The sequence below is a fragment of the Anaerococcus ihuae genome (assembly GCF_928368155.1).
GTDB classification, from domain to species: Bacteria; Bacillota; Clostridia; order Tissierellales; family Peptoniphilaceae; genus Anaerococcus; species Anaerococcus ihuae.
The window spans coordinates 183,561-206,925 of record NZ_CAKMRU010000003.1; the positions used below are offsets into that span (position 1 = coordinate 183,561).

Consider the following 23,365-nt stretch of genomic DNA (forward strand, 5'->3'; position numbering starts at 1 on the left):
AAATCTATAATTTCTTTTCCAATAAAAAATAATTTTTCCCACAAAAAAACAAGGAATAAAAATTCCTTGTTTGTAAAATACTTCTTATCTTTTTGAGAATTGTGAAGATTTTCTTGCTTTCTTTTGACCGTATTTGTATCTTTCTTTTTTTCTTGGGTCTCTTGTAAGAAAACCTGCTCTTTTTAGAGCTTGTCTATAATCAGGATTTACTTCAAGTAAAGCTCTTGCTATAGCGTGTCTTATAGCTCCAGCTTGTCCGTTAAATCCTCCACCTTTTACATTAACTTTGATATCATAAGTTGATTCGTTTTCTGTTAATTTTAATGGTGATTTTGCTATAATTTTTAATGTATCATATGAAAAATAATCATCAAGATCTCTTCCATTAACTTTTATTTCTCCGCTACCTGGTCTCATTGTAACTCTTGCTACTGAAGTTTTTCTTCTACCTGTAGCTTGATATATAATATCTGCCATCTAAGTCCTCCTTACTTTAAGTCCAAAACTTCTGGGTTTTGAGCTTCATGATTGTGATTTTCACCTACATAAACCCTAAGTTTTTTGGCCATTTGTCTACCTAATTTGTTGTGTGGAAGCATACCTATTACAGCGTGTTCTACAATTCTTTCTGGATGTTTGTCCATCATATCTTTGTAAGTTGTAGTTTTTAATCCACCTGCATATCCAGAATATCTTTTGTATTCTTTTTGGTATTCTTTGTTTCCAGTAAGAACGACTTTTTCAGCATTTACTACTATTACATAGTCACCTGTATCCATGTTTGGAGTAAATGTTGGTTTGTGTTTTCCTCTAATAATTGCTGCAACTTGGCTTGCTAGTCTACCTAAAACCATGTCTGTTGCATCAACTACATACCATTTTGGTTCAATTGTTGACTTTGTTGGTACATATGTTTTTTGATTTTTCATCAAGTTCCTCCTTAAATATTTTGCCTATCTATTTTGAAACCGCTCGGATAGGTGGCGGCTTTACTCGTCCTGACACTTTTTAATCGCCCTCAGGATTTGCGATTATGTCAAAAGTATTGGGAACTTTTTTCATACTAATTAATGATACACTGAAAATGTGCTTTTGTCAACTATTTTTCAAGTTTTTCTACAAAAATTTCAGCAATTTCATCATACAAAATCAATGATTTTTTTAATATATTCATTTCTATCTTGTTTTTTTCAAAAACTTTCCTATAAGAATTTTCTTTTTCTCCTTCAATATCTTTAGAAACATGGTTTCCTGCTATGATTAAAAAAGGAATCACTTTTATTTTTCCTATATTTTTTTCTTTAAGTTCATCAATTAAATCATCAAAATTCCTATCTTCAAAACTTGAAAAATATAAGTTTTTGTCAGAGTTTTTTATTTTTTCTTCAAATTTTTCAAATTCTTCTAGGTTTTTTTTAGGACTTCCATGAAAAATTACAAGGCTTGGGTCATTTTCTCCAAGCTCTTCTAGAAAATTTAAAATTTCATCATTATTTTTTTCTTCAAGAAGGGCCTTGGTAAAGGTAAAATTAAAAAATCCATCTTCGTTTAATTGACCCGCTTTTTTCATCACTTTTTCATATTCTATCCCCCTTAGGACATAGGCCATCAAAAATCTAACGTCTTTTATATTTTTCTTCCTAAACTCACTTAAAATTTCTTCCAAATCTTGGCAAAGGTCTTTATTTTCTACTTTTTTTCTAATCTTATCGCTTGCCATGTAAGATTTTACAAGTGAGCCCTTATATCTTTCCTCTACTTTTTTTCTTAAAAATCCAATAGCTTCCTTCTGATTTTCTACCCTACTTGTTCCGTGATTTACTATTATTGTTGCAAATGTCATTTCAATCTCCTAATTTTTTATATTTATCTTTTATATCAAAGGCATGATTCATTGGACCTGATCCCTTTCCTAAATCTAGCATATCCAAAAGGGCCTTTGATAGAAAATCTTTTGCCATTTTTATTGATTTTTCCATATCATATCCTTTGGCAAGATTTGCTGCTATGGCTGATGAAAGGGTACAACCTGTGCCGTGAGTGTTTGGGTTTTCTATTCTTTCTCCCTTAAACCAAATCCCTTTTCCATTTTCAAATAAATAATCATTTGCATCGTTTAGGGCACGAGTCTGTCAAAGATTAATATATTATTTCTGGGTTATTTCAATTTATTTATGGAAGACAAGATATTATAGCAAAACCATAATTCATTAATGCATTCAGAGCTGTAAGATTTTTCAAAATATTTCTTGTAGCTACTCCTAGATTAGCTATACATTTTATCTCACTATTTTTCAATTTTCTTTTGTATTTATCTCTATTTTCAGGGAAATATTGCTTGAAACCTGCAGCACAAAGATCTCTAAGAGTTCCTCTGTCTCCTACAGCCGTTGGTGGTACTGCATCAGATATTTCCAAACCTGAATTATCGTTATAATTTTCATCTACATCTATTGCATAAGCTCTAGAAAAGTTAGCCATAATAAATATTATTGCACATATAAAAGCAAAAGTTTTTCTCATTTTTATTTCTCCTTGTTTTCTTTGTTTTTGATTAACCAATCTTTAAATAATTCGCCTTTATCAATATTTTTTTTGTCAAAAGTTTCAAAACTACCATCTTTTTTTACAAATACCATATAAGGCACTTGATCTATTTGGTATTTTTCTAATATTTCATCATAATATTTTGAATTCCTATATTTATCTGTATCAAAATATTTTATCTTTATTTCTTTTTCATAAGTAATTTCATTGATGACTTTCACAAACAATCGACATGATGATGAGGCTTTTCTTCCTATAAATACAAAACCTTCTAAAGTTTTATCATTATTTAGGAATTGTAAGTCTGTTATCTCTTCATATTTTGAAACACTAGACTCATAATTTTTTATTTCTTTTTCTTTTTCAGCTTTCTCTTTGGCCTTTTGACTAAAAATCCCTATAAGTATAAATACTATTAAAGATAAAATTATAAGCAAATTCCTTTTTTTCATTTTTTTCTCCTTTGGATTTGATTAACTTAATTATATTATCTATAATAAAATCAAAACAACGGCATATATGGTACATTTGGAGGAAATTTTGGAAAAGGATAAGTTAATACTATTGGCTAAAAAAATAAAAGAAGTTAGAAAAAACAGAAAAATTAGTCAATTAGATTTATCTGTTGAAGCTGGTATAGATAGGAAAACTATAAGTCGTATAGAAAATGGCGTTAATGAGCCTTCTTTTTCTACCCTTTATAAAATATCATATATCTTAAATCACGATTTTATAAAAGATTATTTGCACTCTAGCCTAAAAGATTACTTGATTTTTAATGAAACTTTTGAAAAAATAATTGACAAAGTAGAAAATAAATTGCCTATTGATGATGAAGAAAAAATAATTGTTTATATTAAAGACTTTACTGATATTGAGTATATCAAAACTTCATGCAATCAAGTTATTTTATTTCTTAAATCTTTAAATGATGATTTGAATGAAACAGAGGAAAGAGAATTTCTTATAAAAGCATTAAATTCTTTTACTAATAAATATGATAATTTCAAAATACAATCTTTTTCTATATTTGAATTAAGAATTTTAATGGATATAGGCATGACTTATGCAAATATTGATAACAAAAAATATCTTGATTTACTTAATTTTGTATATGATAATACCAACAAAGACTCATCATTATATCCTATTATCAGTATAAATTTAGCCAACGCTTATATTATTGTAGAAGATTATGAAAAATGTCCAGAAATAATAAATGATGCTATTTCTTATTTTTTAATTAGAAATAAAATTCCTAATCCTATTTTATATTTCACTAGAGCTTTGTACAAAAGACTTAAAAATATGGATTATAAAGAAGACTATGATAAGGCAATCTTAATAGCAAGCCTTGCTGAAAATTATAATTTAATAAATAAATTTGAACAAGCCAAGAGTTATTATGAAAAATATAATACTTGATAAAAAATAAGTTTTACCTTTTTTATTCTTTAATTTTAATTTGCCAATAAAAAAGGTAAAACTTTTTAACAAAAATACAAAATCAAATCCACTTTCACTTTTCACATAATTTTTTGTAAGAATCTTTTATATCAAAGGCATGATTCATTGGACCTGATCCCTTTCCTAAATCTAGCATATCCAAAAGGGCCTTTGATAGAAAATCTTTTGCCATTTTTATTGATTTTTCCATATCATATCCTTTGGCAAGATTTGCTGCTATGGCTGATGAAAGGGTACAACCTGTGCCGTGGGTGTTTGGATTTTCTATTCTTTCTCCCTTAAACCAAATCCCGTTTCCATTTTCAAATAAATAATCATTGGCATCATTTAGAGCATGACCTCCTTTTAAAAGAGTTGCACATTTAAATTTATTTGAAATTATTTCTGCTGCTTTTTTCATGTCATCAACTGATTTTATTTTCATTTCTGCTAAAATTTCAGCTTCTGGAATATTTGGAGTAAGGAGGTCTGCTAGGGGCAAAAGTTCTTTTTTTAAAGTTTCTATTGCATCATCTTTTAAAAGTTTTGCTCCGCTTGTTGCAACCATAACCGGATCTACTACTATATTTTTTGCCTTTCTTTCTTTTAGTTCATTTGCAATCACCAAAATTAAATCGGAATTTGAAACCATTCCAATTTTTACTGCGTCTGGATAAATATCATCAAAAATCATGTCAAGTTGGTCTTTTAAAAATTCCTTACTTGACTCCATTACTGATTTTACTCCTCTTGTATTTTGTGCTGTAAGAGCTGTAATAGCACTCTCTGCATATACTCCGTTTAAAGTCATTGTTTTTATATCTGCTTGAATTCCTGCGCCCCCTGATGAGTCGCTTCCTGCAATTGTTAATCCTACTCTCATAATTTTTCCTTTCTTTAAAATATTTTAAAAATTTTTTTGCTATAAAACTTTATAAAATAAATTTAATACTTTTCCTATTTTCTATCTTTTTATAATAACTTTTAGATAATTTTTCTTATATTTCTATTTTTTATAATAGGATAAAGGGATTATATTGTCAATATTCTTTATCCCTTTTATGGCATTTTTGCAAAACTTTAAGTGCTTTGATATAATTTAACAAAATAATGTTAAAGAAGGTTTTTATGGTTGGTGTTTTTGTAAATGCTATTTCAGTTTTAATTTTAGGTTTTTTGGGATCAAAAGTTGGAAAATGTTTTTCTGATAGGCTTAAAAATGACGTGATGAAATTTCTTGCCCTATTAATATTAGTTGCTGGCGTAAAATCTGCTAGCAAGGGCCAAAGTTTGGTTGTAATTGTTTCTATTGTTTTGGGAGTTATTGTTGGATATCATTTGGATTTGGATGGAAAATTTAATAGCTTTGCTTATTTTTTGGGTGATATTTTCACCAAAAACAAAAGATCTAATTTCCCAAAAGCTTTTATCAATGCTACTTTGATTATTTGTGTTGGAAGCATGGGGATTATAGGTTCTATTGAAGCAGGTATTAATTCAAACAATGAAATTTTACTTTTAAAATCCATGATTGATGGTTTAACTGTTTTTTTTATGGCACAAAGTTTGGGAATTGGGGTTGCCTTTGCAGCAATTCCTATAATTGTTTACCAAGGCTTGATTGTAATTATCTCAGGCCTTATCTCTCCGGTTCTTACCAAGGAAGTTTTGGATAATATTTCTGGAGTAGGTGGGCTAAGTATAATGGCAATTGGTTTTTCTATGCTTGATTTGACGGATATAAAAATAGTAAATTCAGTACCTTCTATTTTATTTCCAATTATTTATGGACTTATTTTAAGTTTCTTATAGGAGGATTTATGTTAGCAGTTCTTGTTAATTTTATTTTGGTTGGTGTTTTGGGTTCTCTTGGATCAAAAATTGGAGATAAATTTTCCAAAAATCTTAGAGATTCGATTATGAATTTTTTGGCAGCCGCCATTATAGTAATTGGTATTAGATCTTCAATGAAGGGTGATATTTTAGTTATAATAATATCTGTTGTTATTGGCTTGATAATAGGTGAATTTTTGGGACTTGATAAAAAATTAGACAAATTATCATCAAATATTGAAAAAAAATACATAAAAGATAAAAATTCAAACTTTTCAGAAAGTTTTTTAAATGCCAGTATTCTCTTTTGCTTTGGAGCTATGGGAATAATTGGCTGCATTGAAGCAGGAGTTACAGGTGATGACCAAGTTTTGATGGGTAAGGCTCTAATTGATGGAGTTGTAGCATTTTTTATGGCACAAAGCATGGGAATTGGTGTTTCTTTCTCATCATTTTCAATATTAATTTTCCAAGCAATTTTGGTCTTACTTGCAGGATTTTTAAGCCCACTTTTGGGAGAAGAAGTAATAAATAATATATCAGGAACGGGAGGACTTACAATTATAGTAATTGGACTTTCCCAACTAAAATTAGTAGACTCAAAAATCGCAAACATCCTACCAGCCCTTGCAATCCCAGTAATATATGGCTTAATTTCAGGATTATTTTAAAATAAAAAATGACCTTTTGCAAAAGATAAATAATCATTTTGCAAAAGGTTTATTTTTTACTCATAGTATTTCCCAATTCCATACAAGGGTAAAAACAAACTTGAAAAAAATAAAATCGTTGACCAAATAAGCCTTGTAGAATTTTCGAAATTAAAAATAATTGGAAAAATAACCATACTTCCTATAATCCAAAATCTTAAAAACTTTAGTATGGGCTTCCAATTTTTGTTTGAAAAATTTATCCCAACTACATTAATCCTAAAAAATCCCTTGCTAACAAAAGAAATCTTGTTTTCATCGTAATAATTTGGCAGTCTTTCATCTATAAGCAAAAACAAATATATAGAAAAAATCACTCCCAATATTCCTACCGTAAGAAAGCTATTAATATCATAGTTAAATTTCCTATAAAGAAAATAATATTCTATCCCAATAAAGATAAATGCAAGAGCCAAAAACACCGCCCTTTTAAATTTTTCTTTTCCCTTATTTATTTCATCTTCTTTATTAATTTCTACAATTTTTTCCAATAAATTTTCAACCTTTTCGCTATCTTCCGCCTTTTCATCCCTTGCTTCAAGCAAATTAACAAGATTTACATCCAATAATTTTGCCAAGGGCATCAAAAGAGAAATATCTGGCAAAGATTGCCCCCTTTCCCACTTACTTACAGCTTGAATACTTACATATAATTTTTCAGCTATATCCTTTTGGGTCATGTTTTTTTCTTTTCTTTTTCTACTAACAAATTCACCAAAATCTTTTTTATTAATTTGTTTCATAGCTTCCTCCTTTAGAGAAATTTTAGCCTAGATAAATTTATAGTCAAGAAACTATTAGTTTAAAATGGTTCAACTATTGGTTTAATTGCTCATATCTCAATATCCTTACAAAAAAAGACTGTTACAAAAATATAAATAATCATCGTTTTGCAACAGTCCTAATAAATTTATTTGTTTCTCAAATTTCTATAAGTAGAAGGATATAAAAGTAAAAGCATAGGAAATATTTCTAGTCTTCCCAAAAGCATGGCAATGGTTAGGACAAATTTTGAAATCTTTGACATTTCAGCAAAAGTTGTAATTGGACCAAAAGCACCAAGACCAGGTCCTACATTGTTAAAAGTTGTAGTAACTGCCGCAAAAGCCGTTTCAAAATCATTCATATCAATTGATACAATCATAAATAGAATAATAAAAATCATTATATAAATTACCAAATATTTTAAAACTGATCTTTCTGTTTCACTATCAACTTTTTTTCTATCAAGTCTATTTATGGTGATTTTTTTTGGATTCATTGACTCTTTTATTTGATTAATTCCACCTTTTACCAAAATTACAAACCTTGAAACCTTGAGTCCTCCTGCAGTTGATCCTGCACATCCACCTATAAACATAAGCATAATGATCACAGATTTAGAAAATAAGGGCCAAGTTCCAAAATCTGCTGATACATATCCAGTAGTTGTAATTATTGAAGATACTGTAAAAATAGAATTTACCAATGAATAAAATACATCCTTATAAATTGTCACAATATTTGCAAAAATAAGTCCCGCTGCAATAATAATTACAGCCAAATACCATTTTAGTTCTTCACTTTTTACAGCTTCCCTGACATTTTTAGTAACTGCATAAAAATAAATATTAAAATTCACACCAAAAACAGCCATCATTATTGCAAGAACAATTTCAATGTACCTAGAATCATAAGCACCAATTGAAATCCCCTTATTAGAAAATCCACCAGTTCCCGCAGCACCAAAGGCGTGAATTACAGATTCAAATAAATTCATTCCCCCAAAAAGAAGAAGAATTACAGTAATAATAGTCAAAACAATATACATTCCATATAAATTCCTTGCTGTATCAGATAATTTTGGGGTGATTTTTCCAAAAGTAGGGCCAGGGACCTCGCTTTGCATCAAAAGAGAAGATTCCTTGTTAGAATTTGGCAATATAGCAAGAGTAAAAACCAAAATTCCCATTCCACCGACAAAGTGGGACAAGGACCTCCAAAAAATTATAGAATGAGGCAAAAGCTCAACATCAAGTGCAACAGATGCACCCGATGTAGTAAAACCAGACACCATTTCAAAAAACGCATCAATATAGCCGTTATAATTTGATTTAGTCAAAAACAAAGGAATAGCCCCAATCAAGGAAAATAAAACCCAAGTAAAGGCAGTAATAAACATGGCCTCTTTTGTATAAAGATGAGATGAATTATCCCCCCTTTTAACCAGAATAAATCCCAAAACAAAAGCAATAATAATTGGAATTATAAAATTAATTTTATCAGAAGAACTTTCCCCATAAACAAAAGAAATAGCCAAAGGCAAGGTCAAAAGACCAGCTAGAACTATTAAAAGTTTTCCAAGAGAAAATTTTACAATTTTTAAATTCATGTCTACTCCAATATATCGTCGATTTCTTTAAAATCTTTATGTTTAGTAATAACCATAACCCTATCGCCAAGCTCAATGGTACTATCACCATTTGCAACCTCAATTTTACCTCCTAAGCTTTCTCTTGAAATACCAACAATCAAAGTATTACTTTTAAGCTTTAAATCTTTAAGTTTTTTTCCAGTAAGCTTGGAATTTTCAATTACAGTAAAATCAATCGCCTCAACCCTATCATCAGATAATCTATATAAGTTTGAAATAGATTCACCCCTAGAATTTTCCTTAGACCTCAAAAGTCTAGAAACAAAAAAAGAAGCGGATTTTTTTGGAGTTATAGTAGTATCGACATCCAAAATTCCAGTAATTTTTAAAAGTTGAGTCCTATTAACCTTGGCAATTATCTTATCAATTCCCCTCTTTTTAGCAAGAAGAGAAATTAAAATATTTTCCTCATCAATTCCAGTAAGAGCTACAACAGCATCATAATTTTCAATCCTAACCTCATCGAGAATTTCAGGATCAGTACCATCAGCGTTGATAACATCACATTCAGGCAGACTTTCAGAAAAATCAACAGCTCTTTGTTTATTATTCTCAACAACAGTAACATTGAAATTTCTTTTAATCAAAAGCTCAGAAAGATAAAGAGCAATAGACCCACCACCAATAATCAAAACATCTTTGATATTTTTTTTATCATCAACCTGTCTTTTATAAAACTTATCAATATCCTCCTTAGGACCTGCAACATAAATTTTCTCACCAGGCTCAAGAATGTGGTTACCATTAGGAATAACAACCTGACCGTCCTTTTCACCAATAACGATAATAGTATTACCCAAAAATCCCTCAGCATTTAATTCCATCAAGGACTTATGTGCAAGCTTAGAATTTTCATCAATTTCAAGCTCAATCAAAATAACCTTAGAATCCAAAAAATTTTCAACATTAACCGCATAAGTATATTTTAAAGTTCTTTGAATTTCCTTTGCCGCAAAATATTCAGGATTAACAAGTCTATCGACTCCCATAGTCTTTCTCATAAACTCATCATCTTTTATGTATCTAGGATCACGAAGCCTTACAATAGTAGATTTCGCCCCCATTTTCTTGGCAATCATAGATGAAATCAAATTAACATCATCGTTAAAAGTCATGGCAATAAAAGCGTCACATTCATTAACATTCGCCTCATCCAAAACCTCGATATCACGACCATCACCCAAAATACCCATAACATCATTAGAAGCCAGTAATCTTTCCAAAACTTCCTTGTTTTTCTCTATAACTAAAATATTGTAGCCTTCATCAGAAAGCTTACTAGTAAGATAAGAACCAACCTTACCAGCACCTACAATAATAATATTCATAAATCCTCCTAAAGGTAGAAATATCTAATAACATTGTATAATAAACACAAGAAAAAAACAAAATACATTTGTACAATTAGACATGCATAATTGAGTAGGGAAGCGTCATTATTAGCACACTTGTGTGAATCTTAAAAAATTATATCAATTACATAGTAATATTATGAAAAATTTATTTTAAATTAAAATAAGAAATTAAAAATCTAGAAAATTTAAGTAAAAATTTATTAAAATAAGCTTTATAGCTTACGAAAAAAAATACATTTAAAATAGAATCTAATTTTTTGTAAAAGAAAAACACCAATAAAAATTGGTGTTAAATCTGGTGGGCCTCCAGGGACTCGAACCCTGGACCTACCGGTTATGAGCCGGGCGCTCTAACCGACTGAGCTAGAGGCCCAAACAAAACCCTATAATTTTTAATAAAAAAATTTTATGAAATAAATTCATAATTAGGTTTGTTTTTGGTGGACCTGAGTAGACTCGAACTACCGACCTCACGCTTATCAGGCGTGCGCTCTAACCTGCTGAGCTACAGGTCCATATATAAAATTTAAATGGCAGGGGTTACAGGACTTGAACCCGTGACATCCGGTTTTGGAGACCGACGTTCTACCAACTGAACTAAACCCCTACTCAAATCTCAAACAAATTAAGAAAGAGATTTATTGGTGCCCAGAGGCGGAATCGAACCACCGACACGGGGATTTTCAGTCCCCTGCTCTACCGACTGAGCTATCTGGGCATATGGCGGAGAAGGAGGGATTTGAACCCTCGCATCCCTTTTGAAAGGATCTACTCCCTTAGCAGGGGAGCCTCTTCAGCCACTTGAGTACTTCTCCAAAAAGTCAATAGATATTGACTCTTTTTTATTTGGCGGAGAGGAAGGGATTCGAACCCTTGTGAGCCGTAAGACTCTAACGGTTTTCAAGACCGCCCCGTTATGACCGCTTCGGTACCTCTCCATATTGTGGTGACCCATCGGAGATTCGAACTCCGGACACCTTGATTAAAAGTCAAGTGCTCTACCGACTGAGCTAATGGATCAATCTAGAAATACAGTGGCTAAAAATGCCTTTCTTGCCTATTTAGCTTGCCAGTATAACCACTAAATAAATTGTTGAAATATTAATGGTGACCCATCGGAGATTCGAACTCCGGACACCTTGATTAAAAGTCAAGTGCTCTACCGACTGAGCTAATGGATCAAATTTGGCTGGGATAGCAGGACTCGAACCTACGCATACCAGAGTCAAAGTCTGGTGCCTTACCGACTTGGCTATATCCCAATATGGCGCGCCTGAGAGGAGTCGAACCTCTGACACACGGATTAGAAGTCCGTTGCTCTATCCAGCTGAGCTACAGGCGCTTAATGGAGCGGGTGAAGGGAATCGGACCCTCGCAACCAGCTTGGAAGGCTGGGGCTCTACCACTGAGCTACACCCGCAAATTGGTGGGGAAGAGCGGATTCGAACCACTGAAAGCTAAGCTAACGGATTTACAGTCCGTCCCATTTGGCCAACTCTGGAACTTCCCCAAATTTGTATTTCACAAGTATATATTATAGCATAAACTATAATTTTATTCAATTTTATTTCACAATAAAATTGGAGCTGATGATAGGACTTGAACCTACAACCTATTGATTACAAATCAATTGCTCTACCAATTGAGCTACATCAGCACATTGGATCTCTACTGAAATCCAAATGGCGACTTAGATGGGATTCGAACCCACGACCTCCGCCGTGACAGGGCGGCATTCTAACCAGCTGAACTACTAAGCCATAAAAGGTTAAAATAACAAAAATGTATTGGTGGAAGTAACAGGGCTCGAACCTGTGACCCCCTGCTTGTAAGGCAGATGCTCTCCCGACTGAGCTATACTTCCATATGGTGACCCTACCGGGATTTGAACCCTGTCCCCTGTGGGGTTTAAAATCTGAAAGATTTTAAATCTTCGAGATGAGTCCTTGGGCGAATCCGAAGAACAATACCGCCGTGACACGGTGGTTTCCCTCTAAAACGAAGGATAAAACTTTTTTTGTATAAAGTTTAAAAATGGTGACCCTACCGGGATTTGAACCCGGGATACCGCCGTGAAAGGGCGATGTCTTAACCGCTTGACCATAGGGCCTTATATGATTTTATTAATTAAAAAGTATGGTTGCGGGAGTAGGATTTGAACCTACGACCTCCGGGTTATGAGCCCGACGAGCCACCAAACTGCTCCATCCCGCGATAATGGTGCCGAGAATCGGAATCGAACCGATACGGTGTTTGACCACCGCAGGATTTTAAGTCCTGTGCGTCTGCCAGTTCCGCCACCCCGGCATATGGCGCTCAGGGTGGGGCTCGAACCCACAACCTACCGGTTAACAGCCGGGTGCTCCACCATTGAGCTACCTAAGCACATGCAATATGTATAATTATAAAATATAAAATTTATATTGTCAAAATTTCTTACAAATTTTTGTGAAGAAATAATCTTCACAAAAAAGTAAGTTTGGCAACTTCCTAGTCTCCCGGGAGGTCTCCCTCCGAGTACCATCGGCGTTAGAAGGCTTAACTTCTGTGTTCGGTATGGAAACAGGTGTATCCCTTCTGCCATCGTCACCATATTTTAAATATACTGTTTTAACCTAATTATTCTATTCTCGCTTCGCTGCGAGTGCTCCGCACGGGTCCTCTCTGAGCCGGACGGGCTGTCCTCTAAGAGCCGGACGGGCTAATTAATAGCTATAAATATTTCCAGTCAAGATTTAAAGTTTAGTATCCATTAGCTTAATACATTACTGCACTTACACCTTGGACCTATCTAAGGTATTTTCTTTACCTACTCTAAGAAATCTTATCTTGAGGCCTGCTTCGTACTTAGATGCTTTCAGTACTTATCAATTCCGCACTTAGCTACCGAGCCATGCTAGTGGCCTAACAACTCGTACACCATTGGTGCGTCCATCCCGGTCCTCTCGTACTAAGGACAGCTCCTCTCAAATTTCTTACGCCCACGCTGGATAGGGACCGAACTGTCTCACGACGTTCTGAACCCAGCTCGCGTGCCTCTTTAATGGGCGAACAGCCCAACCCTTGGGACCTACTCCAGCCCCAGGATGAGACGAGCCGACATCGAGGTGCCAAACCTCCCCGTCGATGTGGACTCTTGGGGGAGATAAGCCTGTTATCCCCGGGGTAGCTTTTATCCGTTGAGCGATGGCCCTTCCATGCGGTACCACCGGATCACTAAGTCCGTCTTTCGACTCTGCTTGAGTTGTAGCTCTCGCAGTTAAGCTCGCTTGTGCCTTTATACTCTACGAATGGTTTCCGTCCATTCTGAGCGAACCTTTGAACGCCTCCGTTACTTTTTAGGAGGCGACCGCCCCAGTCAAACTGCCCAACTGACAATGTCCCATGCCCTGATTCAAGGGCTATGGTTAGAACTTTGATATTAAAAGGTTGGTATCCCACCAGTGACTCCTCCTAGATTGGCATCCAGATATCTCAGTCTCCCAACTATCCTGTACATTTAATCTCAAAATCCAATATCAGCCTACAGTAAAGCTCCACGGGGTCTTTCCGTCCTAGCGTGGGTAAGTCGCATCTTCACGACTACTACAATTTCACCGGATCCTTTGTTGAGACAGTGCCCAAATCGTTACACCTTTCGTGCGGGTCGGAACTTACCCGACAAGGAATTTCGCTACCTTAGGACCGTTATAGTTACGGCCGCCGTTTACTGGGGCTTAAGTTCTAGCCTTCGATTGCTCTAAGCCTTCCCCTTAACCTTCCAGCACCGGGCAGGTGTCAGCTCCTATACTTCATCTTGCGATTTTGCAGAAACTTGTGTTTTTGGTAAACAGTCGCTTGGGCCTGGTTTCTGTGGCCAAATCTCTTTGGCTCCCCTTCTCCCGAAGTTACGGGGACATTTTGCCGAGTTCCTTAACAAAGGTTCTTCCGCGCGTCTTGGTATTCTCTACCTCCCTACCTGTGTCGGTTTTGGTACGGGCGCTTTGGTCTGGATAGTGACTTTTCTTGGCAACATGGAGTCATCAACTTCTCTACTTATGTTTTCGATACCTATCGGCTTTCAGAATTTGTGAAAAGCGGATTTGCCTACTTTTCTTCCTACGGCTTTAGACCATCATCCATCGGATGGCTTTGATTATCCTTTTGCGTCATCACGTCTCTCTTAACGACTTCAAGCGGTACAGGAATATAAACCTGTTATCCATCGCCTACGCCTTTCGGCCTTGGCTTAGGTCCCGACTTTCCCTGAGGGGACGAGCCTTGCTCAGGAGTCCTTAGGGTTTCGACGGGAGTGATTCTCACACTCCTTCTCGCTACTCATGCCAGCATTCTCTCTTGTATTAGATCCACTTTTGCTTTCGCCTTGGCTTCGTCTCTAATACAATGCTCCTCTACCACTAATAGAGGTATTAAGTTTAGCTATGAGTCCTAGTTTTTAACTCTTAACCAGTGATTGTTAGTTCATAATTTCTTATGTTACTCACTTTGACTTTAGACTTGTGTTTTTTTGAATATTTTTCTTTAATATCCTATCTTTATGTCTGCGTCTGAAATTTGTATTTTCTTAATCTCTTCTGTTTTTGTTAAATATTTCCTAGTCTCATTTGTAAACTTAATCCCTCTATTAATCCGAAGCTTCGGTATTGAATTTAGCCCCGTTCATTTTCGGCGCAAACCCACTTGACCAGTGAGCTATTACGCATTCTTTAAATGCATGGCTGCTTCTAAGCCAACGTCCTGGTTGTCTTAGTAGATTCACATCCTTTTCCACTTAATTCAAATTTTGGGACCTTAGCTGTCGGTCTGGGCTGTTTCCCTTTCGACTTAGAAGCTTATCCCCCTAAGTCTGACTCCCTGACTTGATTTTTTGGCATTCGGAGTTTGATAGGTTTTGGTACGGATCTCCGCCCTAGACCATTCAGTGCTCTACCTCCTAAAATCTTAGGTCAGAGGCTAGCCCTAAAGCTATTTCGAGGAGAACCAGCTATCTCCGGGTTCGTTTGGTTTTTCGCCCCTATCCACAGTTCATCCGATGCGTTTTAAACCGCACCCGGTTCGAGCCTCCATTGAATTTTACTTCAACTTCACTCTGACCATGGATAGATCACCCGGTTTCGGGTCTATTCTAACTTACTTTGGCCCTATTAAGACTCGCTTTCGCTACGGCTTCTGATCTTAAATCATTAACCTTGCAATTTAGAATAACTCGCTGGCCCATTCTACAAAAGGTACGACATCACGTTCTCTCACGCTCTGTCTGCTTGTAGGCACTAGGTTTCAGGTTCTATTTCACTCCCCTTGCGGGGTTCTTTTCACCTTTCCCTCACGGTACTTGTTCACTATCGGTCACATGTTAGTATTTAGCCTTAGGGGATGGGCCCCCTATCTTCACACCGGGTTACTCGTGCCCGGTGATACTTTCCCTCTTACTTTCTTAAATCTTTCGTTTACAAGACTTTCACTTTCTTTGGTTTAGCTTTTCAGATAATTCTACTAGATTTAAAATCGTTTAATGAGTTAGGCTCTTTTCCGTTCGCTCGCCGCTACTTAGAAAATCGATGTTTCTTTCTTTTCCTCCTGCTACTTAGATGTTTCAGTTCGCAGGGTATCGCCTTACTAAGCTATGTATTCACTTAGTAATGATTGTGTCTTCCACAACCGGGTTGCCCCATTCGGAGACCTAGGGGTCAATGCTTTTTGTGAGCTTACCCTAGTTTTCGTTCACTTACGTCCTTTTTCGCCTTCATGTGCCAAGGCATCCACCTTGTGCCCTTGCTTTCTTGACTGGAAATATTTATAGCTATTTAATTTTATTAGGTTCTAATGGAATTGTCACAGCAAATTTATGAGTTGATGAAATTCCTTATGCAGGGATTTTTGGTTTTCCAAAAATCATCGCATTATTGCCCTGTTCGAGTTTTGTCTGGTTATTTACTGTAATCTAACGTTATTTTTCTTATTTGCTTCGCAAATGTCGAAAAATAATGAAAGATTTCTTTGAAATCTTTCACCCCTCGATTATGGGCTTGGTGGAGATGAAGAGATTCGAACTCTTGACCCCCTGCGTGCAAGGCAGGTGCTCTCCCAACTGAGCTACACCCCCATGTAACCTTTAATTTTACTACAAAGTTTACTTCGTTCCAAACAAAGTTTTTTTTAAATTTTCTTTGGTAAAAGTCAGCGTACCGACTTTTTACTCTTAGAAAGGAGGTGATCCAGCCGCACCTTCCGATACGGCTACCTTGTTACGACTTCACCCCAGTTACTGACCCTACCTTCGACTGCTGCGTCCAAAAGGTTCGCTCACAGGCTTCGGGTATTGCCAACTCCCATGGTGTGACGGGCGGTGTGTACAAGACCCGGGAACGCATTCACCGCGACATTCTGATTCGCGATTACTAGCAACTCCAACTTCATGTACTCGAGTTGCAGAGTACAATCCGAACTGGGACAGGTTTTGTGAGTTTCGCTTCAGATCGCTCTTTCGCTGCCCTGTGTACCTGCCATTGTAGCACGTGTGTAGCCCAAGTCATAAAGGGCATGATGATTTGACGTCGTCCCCACCTTCCTCCGGTTTATCACCGGCAGTATCGCTAGAGTCCCCAACTTAATGATGGTAACTAACGATAGGGGTTGCGCTCGTTATGGGACTTAACCCAACATCTCACGACACGAGCTGACGACAACCATGCACCACCTGTATTACAGTTGACCGAAGTCATAGAAAATTATCTCTAATTTTCGCCGTAATATGTCAAGACTTGGTAAGGTTCTTCGCGTTGCGTCGAATTAAACCACATGCTCCGCTGCTTGTGCGGGTCCCCGTCAATTCCTTTGAGTTTCACACTTGCGTGCGTACTCCCCAGGCGGAGTGTTTAATGCGTTAGCTGCGGCTCCCAGATTATTCCAAGAACCTAACACTCATCGTTTACAGCGTGGACTACCAGGGTATCTAATCCTGTTTGCTACCCACGCTTTCGTACCTCAGCGTCAGATGATGACCAGAAAGTCGCCTTCGCCACCGGTATTCTTCCTAATATCTGCGCATTTCACCGCTACACTAGGAATTCCACTTTCCCTTCCATCTCTCAAGCCTTGCAGTTTTAAAAGCTTTATATAGTTGAGCTATATTATTTCACTTCTAACTTACTAGGCCGCCTACGTACCCTTTACGCCCAATGATTCCGGACAACGCTCGGTCCATACGTATTACCGCGGCTGCTGGCACGTATTTAGCCGGACCTTATTCTTATGGTACTGTCATTTTCATCCCATAAAAAAGATTTTTACAACCCGAAGGCCTTCTAAATCACGCGGCGTCGCTGCATCAGGGTTTCCCCCATTGTGCAAAATTCCCCACTGCTGCCTCCCGTAGGAGTTTGGGCCGTGTCTCAGTCCCAATGTGGCCGTACACTCTCTCAAGCCGGCTACTGATCGTCGCCTTGGTGGGCTTTTATCTCACCAACTAGCTAATCAGACGCAAGTCCATCTTACACCGATAAATCTTTGGTCACTATATCATGCGATATTTTGACGTTATAGGGTATTATTCTTCGTTTCCAAAGGCTATCCCCTTGTGTAAGGCAGGTTACTCACGTGTTACTCACCCGTTCGCCACTAATTCACTTAAAATCATTCCGAAGAAATCAACTAAGCTTCATCGTTCGACTTGCATGTGTTATGCACGCCGCCAGCGTTTATCCTGAGCCAGGATCAAACTCTCAATTATAGTTTGATCTTGACTTTTGTCATTTTTCGTTTGGTCTCAAAGTAATTAACTTTGTAGTAGTATTTATTTGTTTAAAGGTTCATCGTCAGTTGTTACTGACTATTTAAGTCTACCACCTTTTTTATTACTTGTCAAGTTTTTTTGTAAATATTTTTCTTTTTATTTACTTTTCTCGACTGCTTTTCTGGTGTCGACTTTTTTATTATATCTCGTTTATTTTTATTGTCAAGCTTTTTTTGAAAGTTTTTTAAATCTTTTTCTCAATCTTCTTTAAACTTTGACTTAAACGAGTTAAAAAAAATATAGCTGTATCAAACAGCTATATTAGTATAGTATTATTTTTTTGTTTTGTCAAATATTTTTTTATTTTTTATTTTTCTTTTATTTTTAGGGAACTTACTACGTAATATTCTCTTGCTGAGCTTATTAGGGCTTTGTTTCCTATCCTCATATATGGGGCTATAAATTTTTTATTGTAGGCAAATAGTCCTGTAACGTATGAGAAATTTTCTAATTTCGCTTCTTTTTCTTCCATTTTTATAAATTTTAATGGTTTTACTGTGTAGTATTCTTGATATATATAGTCTTTGTTTTTTATTTCTTCTAGTATTTTTGTAAATTCTTCTTTTGTATGCTCTTTTCCTACGTATATTCCGTGTGAAGCATAACCTTGAATTGGTTTTAGGATATATTTGTCCTTGTTTTCTATTAATTTTTCTTTATCTTTTTGGTAATTTAATTTTTCTGTGTATGGTATGTGATCTTTTATAAATTCATTTTCTTTTTCTGATAGAATTTTTTGGCTTTCTTCGAGTCTTAGGATTCTAAATATGTCTTTTGTGTAAAAAAGTGTTGACCTAAATGAGCCTATGCTTATTATTTCATCGTTTAGATAGGCATCTATCAGATTTTTGCCTATATCTTTATTTTCTATTAGATCACTTGTAACTAGTCTTCTATATACAAGGTCGACTTTCATGTCTTCTATATATAGGCCATTATTTTTTCTTTCTAAATCTTTTAGGTTTGCAATTTTGCAATTGTGACCTCTTTTTTGGAATAGTTTTTTTATGGTTTGAAATTCTATATTGTCAAATTCTATTATGTCGACTATGGCTATGTTTATTTTTTCTTTTTTGCCCTTTATTGAAAAATATAATTCTTCTATTGAATCTACCAATGTTTCTAGTAAGTTAATGTGGTCTATTTGGTATTTTTCTTCTAGTTTTTTTATTGCTTTTGAATCTCTCATCAAATCTGCCAAGGACTTATCTTCTAGCATTGCAGATGATCCGTCTGTGTTTAGTTCGCAAAATTTGTAGTCTTTTTTACCGTCATACATTACGTCAAATCTTGCTATTGGTGTTGAAATGTCATAGCCTGGATCTTTTAGGATTAATTTTTCTGTCAAGGGATCTAGGGCAAATAATTTTCTGTAATTTTCGTTTTTTACATATTCTTTTGTGACTTTTTCTACTATAGACATAAAGATATTTATCATTTCATCGTAGAGTTTGAAATCTTTTTTGTCATAAAAATATGCATCATATAATGTAGGAAGTTCTTCTTCTTTGTAAGTCGCCCCGTATTCTTTTCTTTTTTCGAGTAAATTTTTAAAATCTTTTCTATATTCTTGGTAATTTTCATTTATTATTTTTTCATAATCGTTTTTTATTTTGTCGTTTATCATTAATTCCTTTTTTCTCCTCTAGTCTTCTGGGTTATAGTTTATTATCGATACAAATTTCCCGTTTTTATCTTGTATTTTTCTAACCCTCTTATCAAAGTCCGTTCTTTTTAACCAAACTAATTTGTCACACCCTAAGCATCTTAGCTTCATATCTGCTCCCATTCTTTCAATCTTCCATTTGTTTTCTCCGCATGGATGGGGCTTTTTTAGACTTACTATGTCGTTTAATTTATATTTTTTCATAAATTTCCTCTTCTAATAAACTGCTTTTTATATTTCTTTTTTCCATTTCAATTTTTATTAGCTCTCTTACTTTTCTTGAAATCTCCCACTGAGTTCCTATTTTTACCAAGGATGTTACCCTTACCTTGTAGGAGAAGTCTTTGAATTCTGTTATTTCAAAAAAACTTAAGTCTTCTATGAAGGCTTTTTTATATTTTGGCATACTTTTTATTTTTTGGGATACTGCCTCAATCATTTCTTTTACATCTTCTAGTTTTGTATCGTTTGATACGCAAAAATATGCCTCGCTTTTTTGGGCTCCCCTGTTATAGTTTTGAACATTTGTTATGTTTGAGTTTGGAATTATGTGAAGAGATCCGTTGTAATCTCTAATTTTTGTAATTCTAAGATTTACTTCTTCTACAGTTCCTTCAACTCCCGAACAGGCAACCCATTCTCCAACTCTTAGTTTATCGTCAAAAATTATCAAAACTCCTTTTACAAAATCTGCTATCACGGTTTGGGCTCCAAGAGCAATGGCGATACCACCTATTCCAGCTGTTGCAATTAGGCTTGATGTGTTTATTCCAAATATATCCAAAATCATAGTTATAGCAATAAAGATTATTATTATCCTTATTACAGAATAAAAAATTCTTGATAGGGTTTCTAATTTCGCTGGATTTCTCTTTAATTTGTTTTTGTTGGTGTTAAAGAATTTCCTTATTATTTTGTGAACTAATTTAAGGGCAACAAAACATATGACCAAGACAATAAAAACAGAAATTATATTTATAGTAAGTTTATTTCGCATAAAATCAGGTAAAAATGAGCTTTTCGCGACCATTTTATCAATTTTTTCTATATCTTCTAACTCGTTCATCTAATCATCCTTTATAATTTTTATAATTTCATCGGCAAGCTTTTTGTGAAAAATTTTACCCATATGAAGACCATCAAGATAGTAGGGTTTTATCTTTCTAGCATCCACTATCAAATAATCTAGTTTTAAAATTTTTTGGGCAAAATCATTTATTTTTTCATTTACATATCCATAGATAGGATAGGCTTCTTCCTCCTCGATTAGGGGCGGAATAATTATGATATTTTTTCTGGCAGCCGATAAATCTAGTATACTTTTGACATTGGAATATGCAAGATTCACACTTACTCCATTTAGAAAGTCATTTGATCCACCAAAAATTATTAAATAATCAATATCTTCATATTTATTTTTATTTTTTTCATACCTTTTAACCATGTCATCTGTTGTAGAGCCATTTATTCCAAAATTTATAACTTCAAAACCCGCCTTAGTTAAAAAGCGGGTGTAGTTATTGCATTCTACAAGATAACCTTGGGTAAAGGAATCTCCAAGAGCAAGTATTCTCATTATTCTACCTTCTTTAAAGCAAGGGCTGTTCTTGATGGGATATAAATTTCAATTCCATCGTAGTCAGTATTTTCTAAATTTTTAGATTCGTAAATAAATTCTTTTGAAATCCTACCAAGCCCACCAAATTCTTCATCATCTGTATCAAGAATCACCTTAAATTTTCCCTTATCATGGATTGGCACTTGGAAAGAGTCGTAGGAATTTTGTGGGTGGAAGTTGAAAATATAAACTATATCCTTGTTTCTGTAGGCTATAACTTTTCTGTCATTATCAAGCCAGAGCCTAAAAATATCATTTCCTAATTGCTTGTTTTTAATGATTTGATCAAGCATTTTTCCATCCCATTTTAACAGCCAATCATATTTTAATAAGTCATTATCTGCCAAAGACCACAAGCGTCTTGCATAATGGAAGGAATAATTATTTCCTTCACGAGGAAAATCTATCCATTCAGGATGGCCAAATTCATTGCCCATAAAATTCAAATATCCTTCGGCTCCCATAGAAATTGTAACCCATCTAATCATTTTGTGAAGGGCAATGGCCCTATCAATTACAATATTATGGGTTTTCTTTTCCATATCCCAATACATAGCAGAATCTGCTAGCCTAAAAATTGTAGTTTTTGATCCAACAAGGGCTTGGTCGTGACTTTCAACGTATGAAATTCTTTTTTCTTCTGGTCTGTAGGTTGAAAGTTCATACCACATTCTTCCCATATCCCAATCTTCATCACGTTTTTCCAAGGATTTTTCCCAAAAATCTGGCATGCCCATAGAAAGTCTATAATCAAAACCAATTCCGCCATATTTTATTGGAAGGCACATTCCAGGCATGGCTGACATATCTTCAGCTATGGTTATGGCATTTTTCTTAACTTCTCTTATAAGTTCATTGGCAAGTTGAAGATAGTTTATAGCTTCGATGTCAGTATTCATAGAAAAATATTTTGAATAGTTGTCAAAACTTTCCCCTCTTCCGTGATTTTTGTAAATCATTGAAGTTACCCCATCAAATCTAAAACCATCAAAGTGGTATTCTTCTAGCCAATATTTTATATTTGAAAGAAGAAAATGGCATACACCAGGCTTGTTATAATCAAATAATTTTGAATCCCAATCAGGATGATTTCCTTCATCGCCTTCATGGAAAAATTGGTATTCTGTTCCATCAAAAAGATTTATTCCCTCGATTGTATTTTTCACTGCATGAGAATGAACCAAATCCATTATTACATTTAGACCCATTTCGTGAGCCTTATTTATTAAGGATTTTAAGTCATCATTTTCTCCATACCATGAAGATGGAGCGAAGAAATTTGAAACTTGATAACCGAAAGATCCATAATATGGATGTTCAGCTATGGCCATAAGTTGAATTGTGTTGTATCCTTCTTTTTTGATTCTTGGAAGGATGTTTTTTTCAAAATCTTTGTAAGTTCCAACTTCTTCTTTTTCACAAGCCATACCAATATGGGCTTCATAGATTAGAAGATCATGGTTTTTAATTTTAAATTTTTCATCAGTCCACTTAAATTTTTTTCTAGGATTTTCTAAAATTGCAGAAAAATCAAGATTTTCATCTCTTTCTACCCTTCTTGCAAAAAGAGGAATCCTATCTTGGAAACTATCGCCATAGTCAACCATTACTTTTATTCTTGACTTGTGGGGAATGGTCCTAATACCCTTTATAAAAATTTCCCAATCTTCATCGTTGATTTTTTTAAGAGGATGAGAATGTCTATCCCAATCATTAAAATCTCCAATTAGGTAAAGTCCTTTAGCATTTGGGGCCCATTCCCTATAAATCCAACCAGTTTTCACCTTGTGAAAGCCATAATATTCGTGGGCGTTGGCAAAATCTTTTAACTTTTCGCCTTTTTTCAAAAGTCTAGCCTTTTGTTTTTTATATTCATCCATCCTAAGATTTATATCATTTTTATAATCCTTAATCCAAGGATCAATTTCCAAAATCTTCCAATCTTTCATTATTTGCCCCTTTTCTATATATTTTTTACTACTTAT

At 34.7% G+C, this 23,365-nt stretch carries 17 protein-coding genes, 20 tRNA genes, 3 rRNA genes and 1 pseudogene; 3 read left to right on the top strand and 38 right to left on the bottom strand.

From position 1 onward, the window contains the following. Positions 1 to 84: 84 nt before the first annotated feature. The 6 genes and pseudogenes from rpsI to L6653_RS08155 all read right to left on the bottom strand — a co-directional run bounded on the left by rpsI (position 85) and on the right by L6653_RS08155 (position 2,999). A complete protein-coding gene (rpsI, locus tag L6653_RS08130) occupies positions 85 to 477 on the bottom strand; it encodes a 30S ribosomal protein S9 (RefSeq protein WP_236786668.1) in 393 nt (130 codons plus the stop codon). Positions 478 to 488: 11 nt separating this feature from the next. After that, positions 489 to 929, bottom strand: coding sequence for a 50S ribosomal protein L13 (rplM, locus tag L6653_RS08135; protein ID WP_236786670.1), 441 nt, complete (start codon positions 927 to 929; stop codon positions 489 to 491). A 170-nt stretch (positions 930 to 1,099) separates the two neighbouring features. Beyond that, positions 1,100 to 1,843, bottom strand: coding sequence for a sirohydrochlorin cobaltochelatase (locus tag L6653_RS08140; RefSeq protein ID WP_236786672.1), 744 nt, complete (start codon positions 1,841 to 1,843; stop codon positions 1,100 to 1,102). A gap of 1 nt (position 1,844) precedes the next feature. Then, positions 1,845 to 2,123, bottom strand: a pseudogene (locus L6653_RS08145) (bifunctional hydroxymethylpyrimidine kinase/phosphomethylpyrimidine kinase); the annotation flags it as partial. Positions 2,124 to 2,172: 49 nt separating this feature from the next. Continuing rightward, entirely contained in the window at positions 2,173 to 2,523 is a 351-nt protein-coding gene (locus L6653_RS08150; RefSeq protein ID WP_236786674.1) for a hypothetical protein, read from the bottom strand. 2 nt (positions 2,524 to 2,525) lie between these two features. Beyond that, on the bottom strand, positions 2,526 to 2,999 hold the full coding sequence (locus L6653_RS08155; RefSeq protein WP_236786675.1) for a DUF6568 family protein: 474 nt from the start codon (positions 2,997 to 2,999) through the stop codon (positions 2,526 to 2,528). A gap of 88 nt (positions 3,000 to 3,087) precedes the next feature. On the opposite strand from L6653_RS08155, the gene L6653_RS08160 reads away from it, so the two are divergent. Beyond that, positions 3,088 to 3,972 (top strand): helix-turn-helix domain-containing protein, encoded by an 885-nt coding sequence (locus L6653_RS08160; RefSeq protein ID WP_236786678.1) that lies wholly within the window; start codon positions 3,088 to 3,090, stop codon positions 3,970 to 3,972. 94 nt (positions 3,973 to 4,066) lie between these two features. On the opposite strand, the gene thiD is transcribed toward L6653_RS08160, so the two are convergent. Next, positions 4,067 to 4,876 (bottom strand): bifunctional hydroxymethylpyrimidine kinase/phosphomethylpyrimidine kinase, encoded by an 810-nt coding sequence (gene thiD, locus L6653_RS08165; RefSeq protein ID WP_236786680.1) that lies wholly within the window; start codon positions 4,874 to 4,876, stop codon positions 4,067 to 4,069. Between the two features lie 245 nt (positions 4,877 to 5,121). Between thiD and L6653_RS08170 the strand changes: the two genes are divergently transcribed. Beyond that, positions 5,122 to 5,805, top strand: coding sequence for a DUF554 domain-containing protein (locus L6653_RS08170; protein WP_236786682.1), 684 nt, complete (start codon positions 5,122 to 5,124; stop codon positions 5,803 to 5,805). An 8-nt stretch (positions 5,806 to 5,813) separates the two neighbouring features. After that, the gene (locus L6653_RS08175) at positions 5,814 to 6,497 is read left to right on the top strand and encodes a DUF554 domain-containing protein (protein ID WP_236786684.1); all 684 of its coding nucleotides are present in this window, start codon (positions 5,814 to 5,816) and stop codon (positions 6,495 to 6,497) included. A gap of 56 nt (positions 6,498 to 6,553) precedes the next feature. On the opposite strand, the gene L6653_RS08180 is transcribed toward L6653_RS08175, so the two are convergent. From L6653_RS08180 to L6653_RS08330, 31 genes are all read right to left on the bottom strand, one after another. Further along, the gene (locus L6653_RS08180; RefSeq protein ID WP_236786687.1) at positions 6,554 to 7,279 is read right to left on the bottom strand and encodes a helix-turn-helix domain-containing protein; all 726 of its coding nucleotides are present in this window, start codon (positions 7,277 to 7,279) and stop codon (positions 6,554 to 6,556) included. A gap of 167 nt (positions 7,280 to 7,446) precedes the next feature. Beyond that, the gene (locus L6653_RS08185; protein ID WP_236786691.1) at positions 7,447 to 8,907 is read right to left on the bottom strand and encodes a TrkH family potassium uptake protein; all 1,461 of its coding nucleotides are present in this window, start codon (positions 8,905 to 8,907) and stop codon (positions 7,447 to 7,449) included. Positions 8,908 to 8,909: 2 nt separating this feature from the next. Then, entirely contained in the window at positions 8,910 to 10,277 is a 1,368-nt protein-coding gene (gene trkA, locus L6653_RS08190) for a Trk system potassium transporter TrkA (RefSeq protein WP_236786694.1), read from the bottom strand. Between the two features lie 323 nt (positions 10,278 to 10,600). Continuing rightward, positions 10,601 to 10,677, bottom strand: a tRNA-Ile gene (locus L6653_RS08195). A gap of 65 nt (positions 10,678 to 10,742) precedes the next feature. After that, positions 10,743 to 10,819: transfer RNA gene (locus tag L6653_RS08200), tRNA-Ile, on the bottom strand. A gap of 16 nt (positions 10,820 to 10,835) precedes the next feature. Next, positions 10,836 to 10,911, bottom strand: a tRNA-Trp gene (locus L6653_RS08205). Between the two features lie 35 nt (positions 10,912 to 10,946). Continuing rightward, positions 10,947 to 11,022 (bottom strand) — tRNA-Phe (locus tag L6653_RS08210). Between the two features lie 3 nt (positions 11,023 to 11,025). Then, positions 11,026 to 11,119: transfer RNA gene (locus tag L6653_RS08215), tRNA-Ser, on the bottom strand. Positions 11,120 to 11,151: 32 nt separating this feature from the next. Further along, positions 11,152 to 11,242: transfer RNA gene (locus L6653_RS08220), tRNA-Ser, on the bottom strand. A 6-nt stretch (positions 11,243 to 11,248) separates the two neighbouring features. Next, positions 11,249 to 11,324: transfer RNA gene (locus L6653_RS08225), tRNA-Lys, on the bottom strand. 85 nt (positions 11,325 to 11,409) lie between these two features. Continuing rightward, positions 11,410 to 11,485, bottom strand: a tRNA-Lys gene (locus L6653_RS08230). Between the two features lie 5 nt (positions 11,486 to 11,490). Further along, positions 11,491 to 11,566: transfer RNA gene (locus tag L6653_RS08235), tRNA-Gln, on the bottom strand. A 3-nt stretch (positions 11,567 to 11,569) separates the two neighbouring features. Beyond that, positions 11,570 to 11,646 (bottom strand) — tRNA-Arg (locus tag L6653_RS08240). A 4-nt stretch (positions 11,647 to 11,650) separates the two neighbouring features. Continuing rightward, a tRNA-Gly gene (locus tag L6653_RS08245) sits at positions 11,651 to 11,724 on the bottom strand. A gap of 4 nt (positions 11,725 to 11,728) precedes the next feature. Further along, positions 11,729 to 11,814: transfer RNA gene (locus L6653_RS08250), tRNA-Tyr, on the bottom strand. Between the two features lie 71 nt (positions 11,815 to 11,885). Next, a tRNA-Thr gene (locus L6653_RS08255) sits at positions 11,886 to 11,961 on the bottom strand. A gap of 26 nt (positions 11,962 to 11,987) precedes the next feature. Next, positions 11,988 to 12,064: transfer RNA gene (locus L6653_RS08260), tRNA-Asp, on the bottom strand. A 28-nt stretch (positions 12,065 to 12,092) separates the two neighbouring features. Beyond that, positions 12,093 to 12,168 (bottom strand) — tRNA-Val (locus L6653_RS08265). A gap of 171 nt (positions 12,169 to 12,339) precedes the next feature. After that, a tRNA-Glu gene (locus L6653_RS08270) sits at positions 12,340 to 12,414 on the bottom strand. Between the two features lie 27 nt (positions 12,415 to 12,441). Beyond that, positions 12,442 to 12,518: transfer RNA gene (locus L6653_RS08275), tRNA-Met, on the bottom strand. Between the two features lie 4 nt (positions 12,519 to 12,522). Beyond that, a tRNA-Leu gene (locus L6653_RS08280) sits at positions 12,523 to 12,611 on the bottom strand. A 3-nt stretch (positions 12,612 to 12,614) separates the two neighbouring features. Further along, positions 12,615 to 12,689, bottom strand: a tRNA-Asn gene (locus L6653_RS08285). Positions 12,690 to 12,781: 92 nt separating this feature from the next. Beyond that, a 5S ribosomal RNA gene (gene rrf, locus L6653_RS08290) occupies positions 12,782 to 12,898 on the bottom strand. Between the two features lie 130 nt (positions 12,899 to 13,028). Next, a 23S ribosomal RNA gene (locus L6653_RS08295) occupies positions 13,029 to 16,090 on the bottom strand. A gap of 241 nt (positions 16,091 to 16,331) precedes the next feature. Beyond that, positions 16,332 to 16,407, bottom strand: a tRNA-Ala gene (locus tag L6653_RS08300). 100 nt (positions 16,408 to 16,507) lie between these two features. Further along, positions 16,508 to 18,033: ribosomal RNA gene (locus L6653_RS08305) — 16S ribosomal RNA — on the bottom strand. The 16S, 23S and 5S rRNA genes sit together here with 20 tRNA genes alongside, the layout of an rRNA operon. Positions 18,034 to 18,403: 370 nt before the next feature. Further along, a complete protein-coding gene (locus tag L6653_RS08310; protein WP_236786697.1) occupies positions 18,404 to 19,723 on the bottom strand; it encodes a glutathionylspermidine synthase family protein in 1,320 nt (439 codons plus the stop codon). A gap of 18 nt (positions 19,724 to 19,741) precedes the next feature. Then, a complete protein-coding gene (locus tag L6653_RS08315; protein ID WP_236786700.1) occupies positions 19,742 to 19,966 on the bottom strand; it encodes a DUF951 domain-containing protein in 225 nt (74 codons plus the stop codon). Next, the gene (locus tag L6653_RS08320; RefSeq protein WP_236786702.1) at positions 19,953 to 20,828 is read right to left on the bottom strand and encodes a mechanosensitive ion channel family protein; all 876 of its coding nucleotides are present in this window, start codon (positions 20,826 to 20,828) and stop codon (positions 19,953 to 19,955) included. The genes L6653_RS08315 and L6653_RS08320 overlap by 14 nt, the downstream gene beginning before the upstream one ends. Then, positions 20,829 to 21,338: an SGNH/GDSL hydrolase family protein gene (locus tag L6653_RS08325; RefSeq protein WP_236786705.1), complete on the bottom strand. Its 510-nt coding sequence runs from the start codon at positions 21,336 to 21,338 to the stop codon at positions 20,829 to 20,831. Beyond that, positions 21,338 to 23,329, bottom strand: a complete 1,992-nt coding sequence (locus tag L6653_RS08330; RefSeq protein WP_236786708.1) for an alpha-amylase family glycosyl hydrolase — start codon at positions 23,327 to 23,329, stop codon at positions 21,338 to 21,340. Before L6653_RS08330 ends, L6653_RS08325 begins: the two co-directional genes overlap by 1 nt. Positions 23,330 to 23,365: the final 36 nt, after the last annotated feature.